General features: G+C 63.1%; 17 protein-coding genes. 13 read left to right on the top strand and 4 right to left on the bottom strand.

What is annotated here, in order from left to right; all coding sequences use genetic code 11:
• The first annotated feature begins 25 nt into the window (after positions 1-25).
• The 5 genes from N436_RS03455 (at position 26) to pdeM (ending at position 7,078) form a co-directional block, all read left to right on the top strand.
• The gene (locus tag N436_RS03455; protein WP_110740436.1) at positions 26-1,042 is read left to right on the top strand and encodes a ligase-associated DNA damage response exonuclease; all 1,017 of its coding nucleotides are present in this window, start codon (positions 26-28) and stop codon (positions 1,040-1,042) included.
• Positions 1,039-2,697 (top strand): ATP-dependent DNA ligase, encoded by a 1,659-nt coding sequence (locus N436_RS03460; protein ID WP_110740437.1) that lies wholly within the window; start codon positions 1,039-1,041, stop codon positions 2,695-2,697. The genes N436_RS03455 and N436_RS03460 overlap by 4 nt, the downstream gene beginning before the upstream one ends.
• A gap of 100 nt (positions 2,698-2,797) precedes the next feature.
• Positions 2,798-3,913 (top strand): succinylglutamate desuccinylase/aspartoacylase family protein, encoded by a 1,116-nt coding sequence (locus tag N436_RS03465; protein WP_110740438.1) that lies wholly within the window; start codon positions 2,798-2,800, stop codon positions 3,911-3,913.
• Positions 3,914-3,980: 67 nt separating this feature from the next.
• Positions 3,981-6,431 (top strand): ligase-associated DNA damage response DEXH box helicase, encoded by a 2,451-nt coding sequence (locus N436_RS03470; protein WP_110740439.1) that lies wholly within the window; start codon positions 3,981-3,983, stop codon positions 6,429-6,431.
• Positions 6,428-7,078, top strand: a complete 651-nt coding sequence (gene pdeM, locus N436_RS03475) for a ligase-associated DNA damage response endonuclease PdeM (protein ID WP_110740440.1) — start codon at positions 6,428-6,430, stop codon at positions 7,076-7,078. Before N436_RS03470 ends, pdeM begins: the two co-directional genes overlap by 4 nt.
• Before the next feature lie 6 nt (positions 7,079-7,084).
• Here pdeM and N436_RS03480 read toward each other — a convergent pair whose 3' ends face one another.
• Both N436_RS03480 and dcd read right to left on the bottom strand, forming a co-directional pair.
• Positions 7,085-7,312 (bottom strand): hypothetical protein, encoded by a 228-nt coding sequence (locus N436_RS03480; RefSeq protein WP_016713758.1) that lies wholly within the window; start codon positions 7,310-7,312, stop codon positions 7,085-7,087.
• 94 nt (positions 7,313-7,406) lie between these two features.
• Positions 7,407-7,973, bottom strand: a complete 567-nt coding sequence (gene dcd / locus N436_RS03485) for a dCTP deaminase (RefSeq protein ID WP_003258001.1) — start codon at positions 7,971-7,973, stop codon at positions 7,407-7,409.
• A gap of 328 nt (positions 7,974-8,301) precedes the next feature.
• Between dcd and N436_RS03490 the strand changes: the two genes are divergently transcribed.
• Positions 8,302-8,511, top strand: coding sequence for a cold-shock protein (locus N436_RS03490; protein ID WP_003254922.1), 210 nt, complete (start codon positions 8,302-8,304; stop codon positions 8,509-8,511).
• A 121-nt stretch (positions 8,512-8,632) separates the two neighbouring features.
• Here the strand turns inward: N436_RS03490 and apbC are convergent, their stop codons facing one another.
• Positions 8,633-9,727, bottom strand: coding sequence for an iron-sulfur cluster carrier protein ApbC (gene apbC / locus N436_RS03495; RefSeq protein ID WP_016713757.1), 1,095 nt, complete (start codon positions 9,725-9,727; stop codon positions 8,633-8,635).
• 159 nt (positions 9,728-9,886) lie between these two features.
• Between apbC and metG the strand changes: the two genes are divergently transcribed.
• The 7 genes from metG to N436_RS28525 all read left to right on the top strand — a co-directional run bounded on the left by metG (position 9,887) and on the right by N436_RS28525 (position 15,575).
• Positions 9,887-11,926: a methionine--tRNA ligase gene (gene metG, locus N436_RS03500; protein WP_110740441.1), complete on the top strand. Its 2,040-nt coding sequence runs from the start codon at positions 9,887-9,889 to the stop codon at positions 11,924-11,926.
• An 89-nt stretch (positions 11,927-12,015) separates the two neighbouring features.
• On the top strand, positions 12,016-12,564 hold the full coding sequence (locus N436_RS03505; RefSeq protein ID WP_110740442.1) for an Rnf-Nqr domain containing protein: 549 nt from the start codon (positions 12,016-12,018) through the stop codon (positions 12,562-12,564).
• Complete coding sequence (locus tag N436_RS03510) at positions 12,561-13,535, top strand: RnfABCDGE type electron transport complex subunit D (protein WP_105945850.1); 975 nt, start codon at positions 12,561-12,563, stop codon at positions 13,533-13,535. The genes N436_RS03505 and N436_RS03510 overlap by 4 nt, the downstream gene beginning before the upstream one ends.
• A complete protein-coding gene (locus N436_RS03515) occupies positions 13,532-14,134 on the top strand; it encodes an RnfABCDGE type electron transport complex subunit G (RefSeq protein ID WP_105945849.1) in 603 nt (200 codons plus the stop codon). The genes N436_RS03510 and N436_RS03515 overlap by 4 nt, the downstream gene beginning before the upstream one ends.
• A complete protein-coding gene (locus N436_RS03520) occupies positions 14,127-14,651 on the top strand; it encodes an Rnf-Nqr domain containing protein (RefSeq protein WP_105945848.1) in 525 nt (174 codons plus the stop codon). The genes N436_RS03515 and N436_RS03520 overlap by 8 nt, the downstream gene beginning before the upstream one ends.
• A gap of 4 nt (positions 14,652-14,655) precedes the next feature.
• Positions 14,656-15,294, top strand: a complete 639-nt coding sequence (gene nth, locus N436_RS03525; RefSeq protein WP_105945847.1) for an endonuclease III — start codon at positions 14,656-14,658, stop codon at positions 15,292-15,294.
• A 104-nt stretch (positions 15,295-15,398) separates the two neighbouring features.
• Positions 15,399-15,575, top strand: a complete 177-nt coding sequence (locus tag N436_RS28525; RefSeq protein WP_012273877.1) for a PA3496 family putative envelope integrity protein — start codon at positions 15,399-15,401, stop codon at positions 15,573-15,575.
• A 56-nt stretch (positions 15,576-15,631) separates the two neighbouring features.
• Here N436_RS28525 and N436_RS03530 read toward each other — a convergent pair whose 3' ends face one another.
• A complete protein-coding gene (locus tag N436_RS03530) occupies positions 15,632-16,255 on the bottom strand; it encodes a response regulator transcription factor (RefSeq protein WP_019096559.1) in 624 nt (207 codons plus the stop codon).
• Between the last annotated feature and the right edge of the window lie 326 nt (positions 16,256-16,581).

The raw sequence follows: 16,581 nt of genomic DNA on the forward strand, positions 1-16,581 counted from the left end.
ATTCTCGGCAACCCGCGCTCGCCCTATGGACCTTGTCATCGCCCGCCCCGAAGGCCTCTACTGCCCGCCCGGTGATTTCTACATCGACCCTTGGCGGCCCGTGGACCGCGCCGTGATCACCCATGGCCACGGTGACCATGCACGTACCGGCAATGGCCATTATCTGACCGCCAGCCCAGGTGCCGGCATTCTGCGTAGCCGGTTGGGCCAGGGCATCGATTTGCAGACCCTGCCCTACGGTGAGCGCCTGCTTCACCATGGTGTGACCCTGAGCCTGCACCCGGCCGGACACGTGCTGGGTTCGGCACAGGTGCGCCTGGAGTACCAAGGTGAAGTCTGGGTCGCGTCCGGTGACTACAAGGTAGAGCCCGATGGCACCTGTACGCCCTTCGAACCCGTGCCGTGCCACACCTTCATCACCGAGTCGACGTTCGGCCTGCCCATTTATCGCTGGCCCATCCAGGCTGAGGTCTTCGCCGACATCAATACCTGGTGGCGGACCAACAGCAACCAGGGCAAGGCCAGCGTGCTGTTCTGCTATGCCTTCGGCAAGGCCCAGCGGATTTTGCATGGGCTGGACGCCAGCATCGGCCCGATACTCGTACACGGCGCCGTCGAGCCGCTCAACCGGGTGTACCGGGACGCCGGTATCCACCTGCCGAAAACCCTCTACGCCGGCGATATAACGCGCAACGACCCACTGCTGCGCCAAGCGCTGGTCCTGGCGCCCCCGTCGGCCAGCGGCAGTAGCTGGATGCGCCGCTTCGGCGAGTACAGCGATGCCTTCGCCAGTGGCTGGATGCTGCTGCGCGGCACCCGCCGGCGGCGCGGTGTGGACCGGGGCTTCGTCCTCTCGGACCATGCCGACTGGCCCGGTCTGCTGTGGGCAATCGGCCAGACCGGCGCCGAACGGGTGATGGTCACCCATGGCTCGGTCAACGTGCTGGTGCGCTACCTCAACGAACAAGGCCTCGATGCCCGCGCCTTCGCCACCGAATACGGCGACGAAGACGACGTCGTCACGGCCGAACCCACACCATGAAAGCCTTTGCCACGTTGTACCTGCGCCTGGATGCGACCACGTCCAGCAACGCCAAGCTTGAGGCACTGCGCGACTATTTCGCCAATGCCCCCGCCGAGGATGCCGCCTGGGCCGTGTACTTTCTGGCCGGCGGGCGCCCGCGCCAGCTGGTGCCCACTCGCGTGTTGCGCGCACAGGCAACGGCTCAGGCCGGGTTGCCGGACTGGCTCTTCGAAGAAAGCTATCAGGCAGTGGGTGACCTGGCCGAAACCATTTCGCTGTTGCTACCCATACACGCCGATGGCAGCGATGAAGGCCTTGCCACCTGGGTGGAGCAGCATTTGCTGCCCCTGCGCGGGCTACCGCCTGAGCAGGTTCAGCAGCGCCTGCAGCCGCTCTGGGCGCAGCTGGATCGCCCCAGCCTGATGCTGTGCCTGAAGCTGATCACCGGCAGTTTTCGCGTGGGCGTATCGAAGTTGCTGGTCACCCGCGCCCTGGCGCAACTGGCCGGGTTGGACGCCAAGCGCGTGGCCCAGCGCCTGGTCGGTTACACCGATATTGGCCATCGCCCTACCGCAGCCAGCTACCAGAAGCTGATCGCCCCGGAGTCCGCCGATGAGCATCGCCAGCGCGGCGGCCAGCCCTACCCATTCTTCCTGGCCCACCCGCTACAAGCCTCTATCGACCAGTTCGATACTTTGCTCGGGCCGCCAGGCAGCTGGCAAATCGAGTGGAAGTGGGACGGCATTCGCGCCCAGGTGGTCAAGCGCGAGGGCCAGCTGTGGGTGTGGTCGCGCGGCGAAGAGCTGGTGACCGAGCGCTTCCCGGAACTGCACAGCCTGGCGCAGACGCTACCCGATGGCGTGGTGCTCGACGGCGAGATTCTGGTCTGGAAGCCAGGTGATACGGGGGCTGAACTGGCCGTGCAGCCTTTTTCCTTGCTACAGCAGCGCCTGGGGCGCAAAACGCTGGGCAAGCAATTGCTGACCGACGCACCGGTGGTGTTGCAGGCCTACGACCTGCTGGAGTGGCAAGGCGAAGACTGGCGCAACCGGCCGCAGCACGAGCGCCGCAGCCAACTGGAACGCTTGGTCGATGCGCACCCGCTTGCCCCCGTGCTGCTGTCGCCGCTGCTGACAGGCCCGGACTGGGCCGACCTTGCCCACCAGCGCGAACAGTCGCGCAGCCTGGGTGTCGAGGGCCTGATGCTCAAGCAACGCGAGGCCCTTTACGGTGTGGGGCGCACCAAGGATATGGGTACCTGGTGGAAATGGAAGATCGACCCGTTCAGCGTCGATGCCGTGCTGATCTATGCCCAACGCGGCCACGGCCGGCGTGCAAGCCTGTACAGCGACTACACCTTCGCCGTGTGGGACGCACCGGCCGGCACCCCGGGGCGAGCATTGGTACCCTTTGCCAAGGCCTATTCGGGGCTCAGTGACGAAGAAATGCGCAAGGTCGATGCCATTATCCGCAAGACCACGGTGGAAACCTTCGGCCCGGTGCGCAGCGTAACGCCTACGCTGGTGTTCGAACTGGGCTTCGAAGGCATTGCCTTGTCCAGGCGCCACAAGAGCGGTATTGCCGTGCGCTTTCCGCGCATGCTGCGCTGGCGGCTGGACAAGCCGGTGGAAGAGGCGGATGACCTGGCCACCTTGCAGGCACTGCTGGCCTGAAAAGGTGGCGGCTCCATTGAGGCGCAACCCTAAAAACTATGCTTCTATCAGTGTGCCGACCTGTGTCGCAGACCGTATTCGCCACGCATCCAGGACCACCATGCACCATTCAACCCACGACCTGCTCTCACCCGTTCCGGGCATCACCCGCCAGTTGCACAGTTTCCACTTCGGCCCTCGCAGTGGCGGCAAAGTCTATATCCAGGCTTCCCTGCATGCCGACGAACTGCCCGGCATGCTGGTGGCATGGCACCTCAAGCGCCGCCTGATTGCGCTGGAAGAACAAGGCCGCCTGCAGCGCGAGATCATCCTGGTGCCGGTGGCCAACCCGGTCGGCCTGGAGCAAGTGCTGCTGGATGCACCGCTGGGGCGCTTCGAGCTGCAAAGCGGCGAGAACTTCAACCGCAACTTCGTCGACCTGTCGGACAGCATCGGCGACCAGATCGAAGAGCACCTGACCCAGAACCCGGCGCACAACGTCGAGCTGATCCGCGAATACCTGCGTCGTGGGCTGGACGCGCACCCGGCCCGCACACCGCTGCAAGCCCAGCGCCTGATCCTGCAGCGCCTGGCCTGCGATGCCGACATGGTGCTGGACCTGCACTGCGACTTCGAGGCGGTCGAACACCTGTACACCACACCCGATTCCTGGCCACACATCGAGCCGCTGGCCCGCTACCTGGGCGCCCAGGCCAGCCTGCTGGCCACCGACTCGGGCGGGCAGTCGTTCGACGAATGTTTCAGCCTGGTCTGGTGGCAGTTGCAGCAACGCTTCGGCAAGCGCTTCCCGATCCCGCTGGGCTGCTGCTCGGTAACGGTCGAACTGCGCGGCCAGGCCGATGTCAGCCATGACCTGGCCAGCAAAGACTGCCAGGCGATACTCGACTTCCTTACCCACGCGGGTGTTATCGAAGGCGCCAGCCCTGCCCTGCCACCCTTGCCCAGCCCGGCCACACCGCTGGCTGCTGTCGAACCGGTAGTGACGCCACTGGGCGGGTTGCTGGTGTATCACGCCAAACCCGGACAGCACCTGGAAGCCGGGCAGTTGATTGCCGAAGTCATCGACCCGCTCAGTGACCGGGTAACGGCAGTGCGCAACAGCCAACCGGGCCTGCTGTATGCCCGCAGCGTAAGGCGCATGGCCACTTCCGGTATGGTCATCGCCCATGTTGCTGGCGAGCAGGTATGTCGCAGTGGCTACCTGCTGGGCAACTGATTCGGTAAAACCATTGCGCCTGGCGGGCGGTCTGTAGAAGCACAGCCTTCGAAGGACCACTTGCCTCATGCCCGCCGCCACCGACCTTGCCAATGCCTGGTTTGCCAGGCGTGGTTGGAAGCCTTTCGCTTTCCAGCGCCGCGTTTGGGCGGCTGTGGCGCGCGGCGAGTCCGGCCTGCTGCACGCCAGTACCGGTGCCGGCAAAACCTACGCCGTGTGGCTCGCCGCGCTTCGTGCGTTCAAGCCCCAGCCCCACGGCAGCCAACCGGCGCCATTGCAGGTGGTGTGGGTGACGCCCATGCGCGCCCTGGCTGCCGACACCGCACGCGCCCTGCAGGTGCCCGTGGATGAACTGGCGCTGCCGTGGAGCGTTGGGGTACGCAGCGGTGACACAGGCAGTGCCGAACGAGCCCGACAGGCTCGGCGCCTGCCAAGCGTGCTGGTCACCACGCCCGAGAGCCTGACGCTGCTGCTGACGCGCGCACAGGCCCGCGAAGATTTCGCCACCCTGCGGCTGGTGGTCGTGGATGAATGGCACGAACTGCTGGGTAACAAGCGCGGGGTACAACTGCAGCTGGCCCTGGCCCACCTGCGCCACTGGCATCCAGGCCTGCCGACCTGGGGCCTATCCGCCACCCTGGGCAACCTGCAACATGCACGGGACGTTCTGCTGCCGCAAGGCGGCCTGCTGGTACAGGGCCGACAGGACAAGGCGCTGCAAGTCGATACCTTGTTGCCAACAGCGATCGAGCGCTTTCCTTGGGCCGGGCACATGGGCCTGAAGATGCTCGACCAGGTCAGCCGGGAAATCGAGGCCAGTGCCAGTTGCCTGGTGTTCACCAACACGCGCGCCCAGGCCGAGCTCTGGTACCAGGCCCTGCTTGAAGCCCGCCCTGACTGGGCCGGACTGATTGCCCTGCACCATGCCTCGCTGGCCCGCGATACCCGCGACTGGGTGGAACGTAGCCTCAAGCAGGGCAGCCTGAAAGCGGTGATCTGCACGTCCAGCCTTGACCTTGGCGTGGACTTTCTACCCGTGGAACGGGTGCTGCAAATCGGCTCGGCCAAAGGCATCGCCCGCCTGATGCAACGGGCCGGGCGCTCCGGGCACGCACCGGGGCGGCGCTCGCGAATCACCCTGGTGCCTACCCATAGCCTGGAACTGGTGGAGGCAGCTGCAGCCCGACAGGCACTGATGGCCGGGCACATCGAAGCCCGCTGCTCGCCGCAACTGTGCATGGACGTGCTGGTGCAGCACCTGGTCAGCATGGCCTTGGGCAGTGGCTTTCGACCCAAGCAGCTACTGGCCGAAGTGCGCAGCACCTGGGCCTTCCGCGCGTTGCGCGACAGCCAGTGGCAGTGGGCGCTGGACTTCGTCTGCCACGGTGGCAGTTCACTTTCCGCCTACCCGGATTACCAGCGCGTCGAGCCCCGGCCCGACGGCGTTTACCGGGTTGCCAGCGAACGCCTGGCACGGCGCCACCGCATGAGCATCGGCACCATCGTCAGCGACGCCAACCTGCAACTGAAATACTGGAGCAAGGGCGGTGGAGGCAAGACGCTGGGCAGTGTCGAAGAAGCGTTCATCGCCCGCCTGCGTCCCGGCGACACGCTCGTGTTTGCCGGGCGGGTGCTGGAACTGGTACGCGTGGAAAACATGACCGCCTATGTGCGCCGCAGCACCGCGCGCAAGGCTGCGGTGGCACGCTGGAGCGGTGGGCGCATGCCGCTATCGAGCGAACTGGCCGACGCCCTGGTCGAGCAGCTCGATTCTGCGGCCCATGGCCGCTTTGACGGCCCGGAGATGCGAACCGTGCGCCCGCTGCTGGCGTTGCAGGCACAGTGGTCGGCGTTGCCGACCACCGGCACGCTGCTGGCCGAGACTTTCAAGTCCCGCCAGGGCTGGCACGTGTTCTTGTACCCCTTTGCCGGGCGCCTGGCCAACCTGGGCCTGGCCAACCTGATTGCCTGGCGGGTCAGCCGCGTACAACCGCTGTCGGTATCGATTGCCGTCAACGACTACGGGTTCGAACTGCTCAGCCCTGCACCGGTGGACTGGACAACGCACCTGCCGAAAGCGCTGGGTACCGAGCACTTGCTGGAAGATGTGCTGGCCAGCCTGAACGCAGGGGAAATGGCACTGCGGCGTTTTCGCGAAATTGCCCAGATTGCCGGGCTGGTGTTTGGCGGGTACCCGGCGGCACAGAAGAGCACTCGACAGATCCAGGCATCCAGCGGGCTGTTCTATGAAGTGTTTCGCAAGCATGACGCCGGTAACCTGCTACTCGGCCAGGCACGGGACGAAGTGCTGGGCGAGGAGCTGGAGATCGAGCGGCTGCGTCGGCAATTGCTGAAAATGGCCGGCCTGAAGCTGGACCTGCAGGTATTGAAGCGACCGGGGCCGCTGGCCTTCGCTTTGCTGGTAGAGGGCATGCGCGAGACGCTGAGTACCGAGAAGCTGGCAGACCGGATTGCGCGAATGGTTGCAGAACTGGAACAAGCGGCGGGCAAGGCATGAGTCACCAGCCCATCGAACACGCAGGCCAGGTGCTCTGGCTGCTTGCCGACAAGGCCATCTATTGGCCCAGCCGCCGAGCATTGCTGGTGGCCGACGTACACATCGGCAAGGCTGCCAGCTATCGTGCCCTGCACCAGCCTGTGCCGCGAGGCACCACAGACGCGACGCTCACCCGGCTGGATGCCTTGCTGGCAGCCCATGACTGCGACCAGCTGATCGTCCTCGGGGACTTCCTCCATGCACGCACTGCCCGGGCGCCAGCAACGCTGGCCAGGCTGCATGCGTGGCGGCAGCGCCACGCGTACCTGAACATTGTGCTGATACGCGGCAATCATGATCGTAACGCCGGCGATCCACCTGCATCGCTTCGCATTGAGGTCAAGGATGAGCCTTGGATACTGGAACCTTTCGCGCTACAACACGAACCAGCGCCTCACCCGGCTTACCCAGTGCTGGCCGGCCATGTGCACCCGGTCTTTGTGCTACGCGGCACGGCCCGCCAGCGCCTGCGACTGCCGTGCTTCCTGATCGACGCTCACGTCAGCCTGTTGCCGGCATTCGGAGAGTTCACCGGCGGCTGGAAGATCGCGCCATCCGGCACCAGCCGGGTATACATGGCTGGCGCAGGGCGCGTCTGGCCGCTGTAACGGCGTTCAGGCGACAGGTGCTGGCGGCGGCTCATCCGGCAAGGTCGGCTCGCCCGGCTCCATGGGTGGCCTCTCGCCAGGCTCTGGGGGCTGCGGGGTATCGGGGTCAGGCTGATGGGGCACGCCCCCCGCCTGCATGGGCAGCGGGTGCGCCAGCAATGACCAGGGCAACAACCCCACGTGGTTGGGCTGCAGGCCTGCCAGCTTGGCACTGATTGCGGGATGGAGTTTCATTGGCTGCTCCTGACGAAAGCCGATGCACATCATGCGCACCGGCGTTACTTCGTTGGAGTGCCAAAGGCGCGGGTAATTCCCCGCGCTTGTCGGCTCAGGTACGCGGCAGGGTGACGCCGCGCTGGCCCTGGTATTTGCCCCCACGGTCCTTGTAGGACACTTCGCATTCTTCGTCAGACTGCAGGAACAGCATCTGTGCCACGCCTTCGTTGGCGTAGATCTTCGCCGGCAGCGTGGTGGTGTTGGAGAACTCCAGCGTCACGTGGCCTTCCCACTCGGGCTCCAGCGGGGTGACGTTGACGATGATGCCGCAACGGGCGTAGGTGCTCTTGCCCAGGCAAATGGTCAGCACGTCACGCGGAATGCGGAAGTATTCGACGGTGCGCGCCAGGGCAAAAGAGTTTGGCGGGATGATGCACACGTCGCTCTTGATGTCGACGAAGCTGCCGGCATCGAAGTTTTTCGGGTCGACGGTAGCCGAGTTGATGTTGGTGAACACCTTGAATTCGTCAGCGCAGCGTACGTCGTAGCCATAGCTGGAGACGCCAAAGGAGATCACCCGGCTGTCTTGTTCGCCGCGCACCTGGCGCTCGACGAACGGTTCGATCATGCCGTGTTCCTGCGCCATGCGGCGAATCCACTTGTCCGATTTGATGCTCATGGCGGGGGTGTCCTGAAGAGTTGCGTGGTGAAAATCGTGACGCGCATCTTACCGGTCCCGGCGCCCAGGTTAAAGTTCTATGCCTCATCCCGCGCCGGGCGGGGGCTGCAGCCGCCGTCGATCCGAATTTGCGTAAAGCGCCTTCTGACCATTGGCAGGTTGCGGAAAGTGGGGTAAGGTGGCGCCACTGTGCTGCACGTGACACCGAGAATCTCTAGTTTGATGCACGATCCTGATCGGCCCATCGCTGAATTTTCTGCTCTCTTTGCGCTCAGTCCCGGGCAGGGTTTTTCCTGACCGTTATCAAATTGTCCAAGGAGACAGAAAAATGTCCAACCGTCAATCCGGTGTTGTTAAGTGGTTCAACGATGAGAAAGGCTACGGCTTCATCACCCCTCAGTCGGGCGACGACCTGTTCGTGCACTTCAAAGCCATCCAAGCTGACGGCTTCAAAACCCTGAAAGAAGGCCAGGCTGTTACTTTCGTCGCTACCCGCGGCCAGAAAGGCATGCAGGCTGAAGAAGTTCAGATCGCCTAAGTCGATCTAGCTTCCTAGCTTTCAAAAAAACCCGCCTCTGGCGGGTTTTTTTATGCCTGGTTGAAAGACCGAGTCACCTGTTTCGCGGGCAAGCCCGCGAAACAGGTGACTCGGTCTCCGATCAGTCTTCGCTGATGGTAATGCTCGGCATCGCCGGCGCCGCCGCCTCTTGCAGCACAATCCGCGCGCCTACCTGGCGGGCCAGTTCCTGATAGACCATGGCAATCTGGCTTTCCGGCTCGGCAATTGCCGTCGGCTTGCCGCTGTCGGCCTGTTCGCGGATCAACATCGACAATGGCAACGACGCCAGCAGGTCAACGCCATACTGGCTGGCCAGTTTCTCACCACCGCCTTCGCCGAACAGATGCTCGGCATGGCCGCAATTCGAACAGATGTGCACGGCCATGTTCTCGACCACACCCAGCACCGGGATGTTGACCTTGCGGAACATCTCCACACCCTTCTTGGCATCCAGCAACGCCAGGTCCTGCGGCGTGGTGACGATCACCGAGCCCGCCACCGGCACTTTCTGCGCCAAGGTCAGCTGAATGTCGCCGGTACCCGGCGGCATGTCGATGACCAGGTAGTCCAGGTCATCCCAGGCGGTCTGGGTGACCAGTTGCAGCAGCGCACCGGAAACCATAGGGCCGCGCCAGACCATCGGTGTGTTGTCGTCGGTGAGGAAGGCCATGGACATGACCTCCACGCCATGGGCCTTGATCGGCACAAACCACTTCTGCTCGCGAATCTGCGGGCGGGTGCCTTCGGCAATGCCGAACATCACGCCTTGGCTAGGGCCGTAGATATCGGCATCGAGAATACCCACCCGTGCGCCTTCGCGGGCCAGCGCCAGCGCCAGGTTGGCCGCAGTGGTCGACTTGCCCACACCGCCCTTGCCCGAGGCCACGGCGATGATGTTCTTGACGTTGGCCATGGCCGGCACCTGGGCCTGGGCCTTGTGAGCGGCGACCACGCAGTCGATCGATACCTGGGCGCTGCTGACGCCCTCAAGGTTGCCGATGGCCGTCTGCAACACCTGGGCCCAACCGTTCTTGAACAAACCTGCGGCATAGCCCAGCTGCAATTGCACACTGACCTGCCCGCCCTGGATGTCGATGGCGCGCACGCAACCGGCGCTGACCGGATCCTGGTTCAGGTAGGGGTCGGTGTACTGGCGAAGCACGCCTTCGACGGCGGCACGGGTGACGGCACTCATGGAGACTCCCATTGGCAAACTGAATGTAAAACAGGCGCCTATCCTAACCCGTCAATCGTCAGTAGATGCGCATGCGGGGTGAAATATCTTCGCCAGCCCTTTATAGTGGCCGATCACCCTTAATTTTTACCCCGTAGCCAGATAAGTAGCCGAGCCACCATGTCCGAGCCACGTCAGATTCTCGTCACCAGCGCCCTGCCCTATGCCAATGGATCCATCCATCTAGGCCATATGCTCGAGTACATCCAGACAGACATGTGGGTCCGCTTCCAGAAAATGCGTGGCAACCAGTGCATCTATGTCTGCGCCGACGACGCCCACGGCTCGGCCATCATGCTGCGCGCCGAAAAGGAAGGCATCACCCCGGAGCAGCTGATTGCCAACGTCCAGGCCGAGCACAGCAGCGACTTCGCCGATTTCCTGGTGGATTTCGACAACTTCCACTCTACCCACAGCGAAGAGAACCGCGAGCTGTCGGGCCTGATCTACACGCGCCTGCGTGAAGCCGGGCACATCGCCACCCGTTCGGTAACCCAGTACTTCGACCCGGAAAAGGGCATGTTCCTGGCCGACCGTTTCATCAAGGGCACCTGCCCCAAGTGCGCGGCGGAAGACCAGTACGGCGACAACTGCGAAAAATGCGGTGCCACCTACGCGCCTACCGAGCTGAAGACCCCCAAGTCGGCGATCTCCGGCGCCACCCCGGTGCTGCGTGACTCCCAGCACTTCTTCTTCAAGCTGCCAGACTTCCAGGCCATGCTGCAGCAGTGGACCCGCAGCGGCACCCTGCAGGACGCGGTAGCCAACAAACTGGCCGAATGGCTGGACTCCGGCTTGCAAGAGTGGGACATTTCCCGCGATGCGCCGTACTTCGGCTTCGAAATCCCGGGTGAACCGGGTAAATACTTCTACGTGTGGCTGGACGCGCCAATCGGCTACATGGCCAGCTTCAAGAACCTTTGCGCACGCCGCCCGGAACTGGACTTCGATGCGTTCTGGAACGAAGGCTCCAAGGCCGAGCTGTACCACTTCATCGGCAAGGACATCGTCAACTTCCACGCCCTGTTCTGGCCAGCCATGCTCGAAGGTGCCGGTTTCCGCAAGCCGACTGCCGTCAACGTGCATGGCTACCTGACCGTCAACGGCGCGAAGATGTCGAAATCGCGCGGCACCTTCATCAAGGCCCGTACCTACCTCGATCACCTGCAGCCGGAATACCTGCGTTACTACTACGCAGCCAAGCTGGGGCGTGGCGTCGACGACCTGGACCTGAACCTGGAAGACTTCGTGCAGAAGGTCAACTCCGACCTGGTGGGCAAGGTCGTGAACATTGCCAGCCGCTGCGCCGGCTTCATCCACAAAGGCAACGAAGGCGTGATGGTAAGCGGTGATGCCGCTCCTGAGCTGACCGAAGCCTTCCTGGCTGCCGCTCCGTCCATCGCCGAAGCCTATGAAGGCCGTGACTTTGGCCGCGCCATGCGTGAAATCATGGCGCTGGCCGACCGCGCCAACGCCTGGATCGCCGACAAGGCACCGTGGTCGCTGGCCAAGCAGGAAGGCAAACAGGATGAAGTGCAGGCCATTTGTGCCCAGGGCATCAACCTGTTCCGCCAGCTGGTGATCTTCCTCAAGCCGGTACTGCCGGTGCTGGCAGCAGACGCCGAGGCGTTCCTCAACGTTGCCCCGCTGGCCTGGAACGACCACCTGTCGCGCCTGGAAAACCATAAACTGAACCCGTTCAAGGCCCTGATGAGCCGCATCGAACCGGCCAAGGTCGAAGCCATGGTCGCCGCCAGCAAGGAAGACCTGCTGGCCGCCGAAGCCAAGGCCCCGGCCGGCAACGGCGAGCTGACCAAGGACCCGCTGTCGGCAGAAATCGAGTTCGACACCTTCGCTGCCGTCGACCTGCGCGTGGCGCTGATCGTCCAAGCCGAAGCCGTGCCGGGCGCCGACAAACTGCTGCAACTCACCCTGGACATCGGTGACGAGCGCCGCAACGTGTTCTCCGGCATCAAGTCGGCTTACCCAGACCCGTCCAAACTGGAAGGCCGCCTGACCATGATGGTCGCCAACCTCAAGCCCCGGAAAATGCGTTTTGGCGTATCCGAGGGCATGGTCATGGCTGCCGGCCCTGGCGGTGAAGAAATCTACCTGCTGAGCCCGGACAGCGGCGCCAAGCCAGGCCAGCGCATCAAGTGACACCCCCTGCCCCGGCCCTCGTGCCGGGGCAGTTTCTTCTGCGCCTTGATTACCGGACAATCACCCGCATTCCCGGCTATCGTCATCTCATGAGCGATTACCTTCTGGTCGTGATCAGCGCCGCGCTGGTCAATCACCTGTGCCTGCAGCAGCAGCCAATCCCCCGGCTGAACCTGCATGTGCATGGTCTGGCCTGCGCCCTTTGCATTGCCTTGGGCACGATCGGCGCACAATTGCTGATGCGGGGGGTACTTGCCCCGCTGCACATCCCCGACCTTGCCCTGTTCCTGTTATTGCCCTGGCTGGCACTGCTCGCCTGGGGCTTGCCCTGGCTGCTGGCCAAGTGGCGCCCGGCCTGGCCCGTAGTCGGGTTGCCAGCGCTGCTGTCGAGCAATGCCACAGTGCTGGGGCTTGCCCTGCAGCAGGCAGGCGATGGCAGCACCTGGGCCTCGACGCTGCTGCAAGGTTTACTGGCGGGCGGCGGCTTCTGGCTGGCACTGGTGTTGTTCGCCGATTTGCGCCAGCGCAGTGACCATGCCGATATCCCCGGCGCACTGCGCGGCCTGCCGCTCGAATTGATCGGCGCCGGGGTGATGGCCATGGCATTTTCTGGCTTTAACGGTATGTTCGGACAATGATCAGCCAGCCCGATCCGCGACTGCGCACCAGTATGGGCCTGGTCCTGCTGGCCTGTTTGCCTGGCCTGCTGGCGTTGTTGTGGTTGCATGGCTGGGGCATGCTGCTGAACCTGTTGCTAAGTGCCACCGCCGCATTGCTGTGCGAAGCTGTGCTGCTGGCGTTGCGCGGCCAACCGCTGAGCACAGCGCTAGGCGACGGCAGCGCACTGGTAACCGCCGTGCTGCTGGCGGCCGCCCTGCCCACCCTGGCCCCGTGGTGGTTGCCGGTGGTCGCGGCAAGCGTTGCCATCGGTTTCGGCAAACAGGCCTTTGGCGGCGTCGGACGCAACCCGTTCAACCCGGCCATGGTCGGTTATGCCTTCGTGCTGCTGAGCTTCCCGTTGCAGATGAACCATTGGCCAGGGCAACCCCCAGGCCTGTTCGACAGTTTGCAGCAGGTATTCACCGGGGGCGAACAGATCGACGCCTGGGCCCGGCCGACGTTGCTCGACGGCCTGCGCCACAACCGCAGCCTGACCATCGAGGAGCTGTTTGCCAGCCATCCTGGCTTCGGCAACATCGGCGGGCGCGGCAGCGAATGGGTCAACCTGGCATTCCTGCTCGGCGGCCTGTTCCTGTTGCAGCGCAAGGTGATCAGCTGGCATGCACCACTGGGCCTGCTGACAGGGCTGTTCGTGTTCAGCCTGCTGGGCTGGAACGGCTCTGGGTCGGACTCCAACGGCTCGCCCTTGCTGCACCTGTTCTCCGGCTCGACCATGCTGGCAGCCTTTTTCATTGCCACCGAGCCGGTGTCGGGGCCCAGGAACGAACGGGCCAGGCTGTACTTCGGCCTGGGTGCCGGGCTACTCATCTACCTGATTCGCACCTGGGGCAGCTACCCTGATGGCACCGCGTTCGCCGTCCTGCTGATGAACCTCATGGCACCAACGCTTGAACGCCTTGCGGCACAGCCCCAACAGGCCGCCCGATGAAACGCCTGACGCATGATGTGAGCCTGCTGGTGCTGATTGGGGTATTGGCAGTGTCTGCCACGCTGGCATGGCGGCACTTGACCGGCCCAGCCATCACCGGTGCCGAGAAGCAATTGCAAAGCCGTCAACGGCTGGCCGTGCTGCCAGAGGGCAGCTACGACAACCAACCGTTGGACAGCCCGCTCGCGAAGCCCGAGGCGCAGCGGCCCAACAGCCGCATCCTGGCGGCTTACCGTGCCACGATGGAGGGCAAACCAAGCGCGATCGTCCTGGTCACTCAAACCCAAGGTTATGCCGGACCCATCGTACTGAGCGTGGCCATCGCCACAGATGGCCGCCTGATCGGCAGCCAGGTCATAGAGCAACAGGAAAGCCCCGGTCTGGGCGCACGCCTGGGCGACCCGCAGTTGCACTGGCTGGGGCAGTTCGACAACCGCCATCAGGGCGACCATTGGGCGCTGAAGCGGGACCAGGGTGACTTTGACCAACTGGCCGGCGCAACCGTGACTTCACGGGCGGTGATCACCGCGCTGCAAGAGGCGCTGAGCTATTTCGATGAGCAGCGCAGCGTACTGCTGGAGGGTGCAGCACATGAATAGGTTCTGCCTGCTGGCCGTAAGCCTGACGCCCCTGCTGGGTGCGACCCGAACGCTGCATGAGGGCGTCGCCATTGGCCTGTGCGCAGTAGTGATGGGCAGCCTGCATCAGCTTTTGCTGACACCGCTGCGCCAGCGCCTGGCCAGCTGGGCCTATGTGCCAGCCAGCCTGCTGATGCTGGCAGCCTTGGCCAGTTGCCTGCAAATGGCCCTGCGCGCAGGGTCGCTGCCTTTGGCACTTGCCTTGGGCCATTATCCCGCCCTGCTGTGCCTGCAGTGCCTGGCCTGCGATCATCTGCTGCCCGATCAAGGCCGCTGGCGCATGCTCGCCGGGTATTTCTGTGCGGTATTTGCCCTCTGCCTGGTGCTCGGCGCCAGCCGCCAATGGCTGGCCAACGTTGCCGACCTGCACGTGGCCAGCCTGGCCCCGGGCGCCCTGCTACTGCTCGGACTGCTGCTGGCCTTGTACAATCGCTTGCGTCCGGGCCCTGCCCACCCACGTCGTCAAGGAAAGCTCTGATTTCATGAATGCCGCCAAACGCCTGGAGATTTTTCGCAGGCTGCACGAAGACAACCCAGACCCGAAGACAGAACTGGCCTACACCACCCCGTTCGAACTGCTGGTCGCCGTGACACTGTCCGCGCAATCCACCGACGTCGGCGTCAACAAGGCCACTGCCCGCCTGTTCCCCGTCGCCAATACGCCCGAGGCCATCTATGCCTTGGGCGTTGAAGGCCTTAGCGAATACATCAAGACCATCGGGCTATACAACAGCAAGGCCAAGAATGTCATAGAGGCCTGCCGGCTGCTGATCGAACGGCACGGCAGCGAGGTGCCACAAACCCGCGAAGCCTTGGAGGCACTGCCCGGTGTGGGCCGCAAGACCGCCAACGTGGTGCTCAACACAGCGTTCCGCCAACCGACCATGGCGGTGGACACCCACATCTTCCGGGTGAGCAACCGCACGGGTATTGCGCCTGGCAAAACGGTGCTGGAAGTGGAAAAGAAACTGGTCAAGTTCGTGCCAAAAGATTACCTGCTCGATGCCCACCACTGGCTGATCCTGCACGGGCGCTACGTGTGCCAGGCGCGCAAGCCAAGGTGCGGCAGTTGCAGGATCGAAGATTTGTGCGAGTACAAGCACAAAACCTCCGACGATTGAGGCGATAGCTGGAAACCCCTCACCACGATTGAAAAAATCTTTTTTACCGGCGCCTGCTTTCTGGTTATAAGGACGGCCAATGGCCCCTTGGCTTGGAGCGACTCATGAGTACCGATAAAGACGACCTGTCGATCGAAGATGATTTTGTTGCCGCAGACGATGACGCGGAGCCCCAGGTGGAAACCGCAAAGACCAACCTGAGCAAACGCCGCACCATCGATAACATGCTGGAAGAACGGCGCCTGCAAAAGCAGCTGGCCGATTTCGACTACGACCTGTAAAGCAAGACCTGTAGCCTTGGCAAAGCCTCCTGACTGGAGGCTTCAAGGCTTGGCAGTCAGTTCAGTCCTTGCCGCTGCGCCAACTCGATCAGGTCGACCAGCGACCGTGCATTGAGCTTGAGCAGCAGCCGCGACTTGTAGGTACTGACCGTCTTGTTGCTGAGGTACATGCTGTCGGCAATCTCCTTGTTCGAACGCCCTCGCGCCAGTTGTTGCAGCACCGTCATTTCACGCGCGGAGAGGCGATTGACCATGTCCACCTCGCTTCCCGCCCCCCTGCCACGTGACGCATGCAACGCCTGGTTGGGGAAGTAGCTGTAACCCGACAACACTGCCTTGATGGCGCTTAACAACTCGGTAAGTTCCTGCTGCTTGCACACGTATCCTGCAGCGCCCGCCTGCATGCAACGCATCGAGAAGTTGCCGGGGGCCTGCGATGTCAGCACCAGGACCTTGCTAGCCGGGCTGAACGTCGTCATGCGGGCGATCACCTCCAGGCCATCCAGCTTCGGTATCCCGATATCCAGCACCACGATATCCGGCAGGTGCTGCCGAGTAAGCTGCAGCGCCGCCACCCCATTGTCGGTCTCCGCCACGACGTCATACCCATGCCGCTCCATCAGCATGCGTACGGCCAGGCGTATGACCGGATGATCATCCACGATAAGCACTTTATTCATGCGATATCCATTCATTCATTGTTTTGCTTTGGCACGCCACGATAACCGACAGGACGCTTGCTGGCGCGGCGATTTACTGACGAAACTCATGGACAGACAAAACTTACAACACTTACAGAAATTTCCTACACTTCATGACCAAGGTTGTAACAAACGCGTTCCTTAGCACCAAAACAACGGTATCACCCGCCTGCAAAAACGCACCAGTTGAAAACTGAACATCTGCTGGCGAAACGTCCAACTCAAACGCGCTGAAAAAACAAAGCCGAGTGGATTTATGTCGATTATTCCTCACCTGGAAAACAATCCAGTCTTTAGTTGAGTAC

The organism is Pseudomonas sp. RV120224-01b, assembly GCF_003208145.1.
Lineage (GTDB): Bacteria > Pseudomonadota > Gammaproteobacteria > Pseudomonadales > Pseudomonadaceae > Aquipseudomonas > Aquipseudomonas monteilii.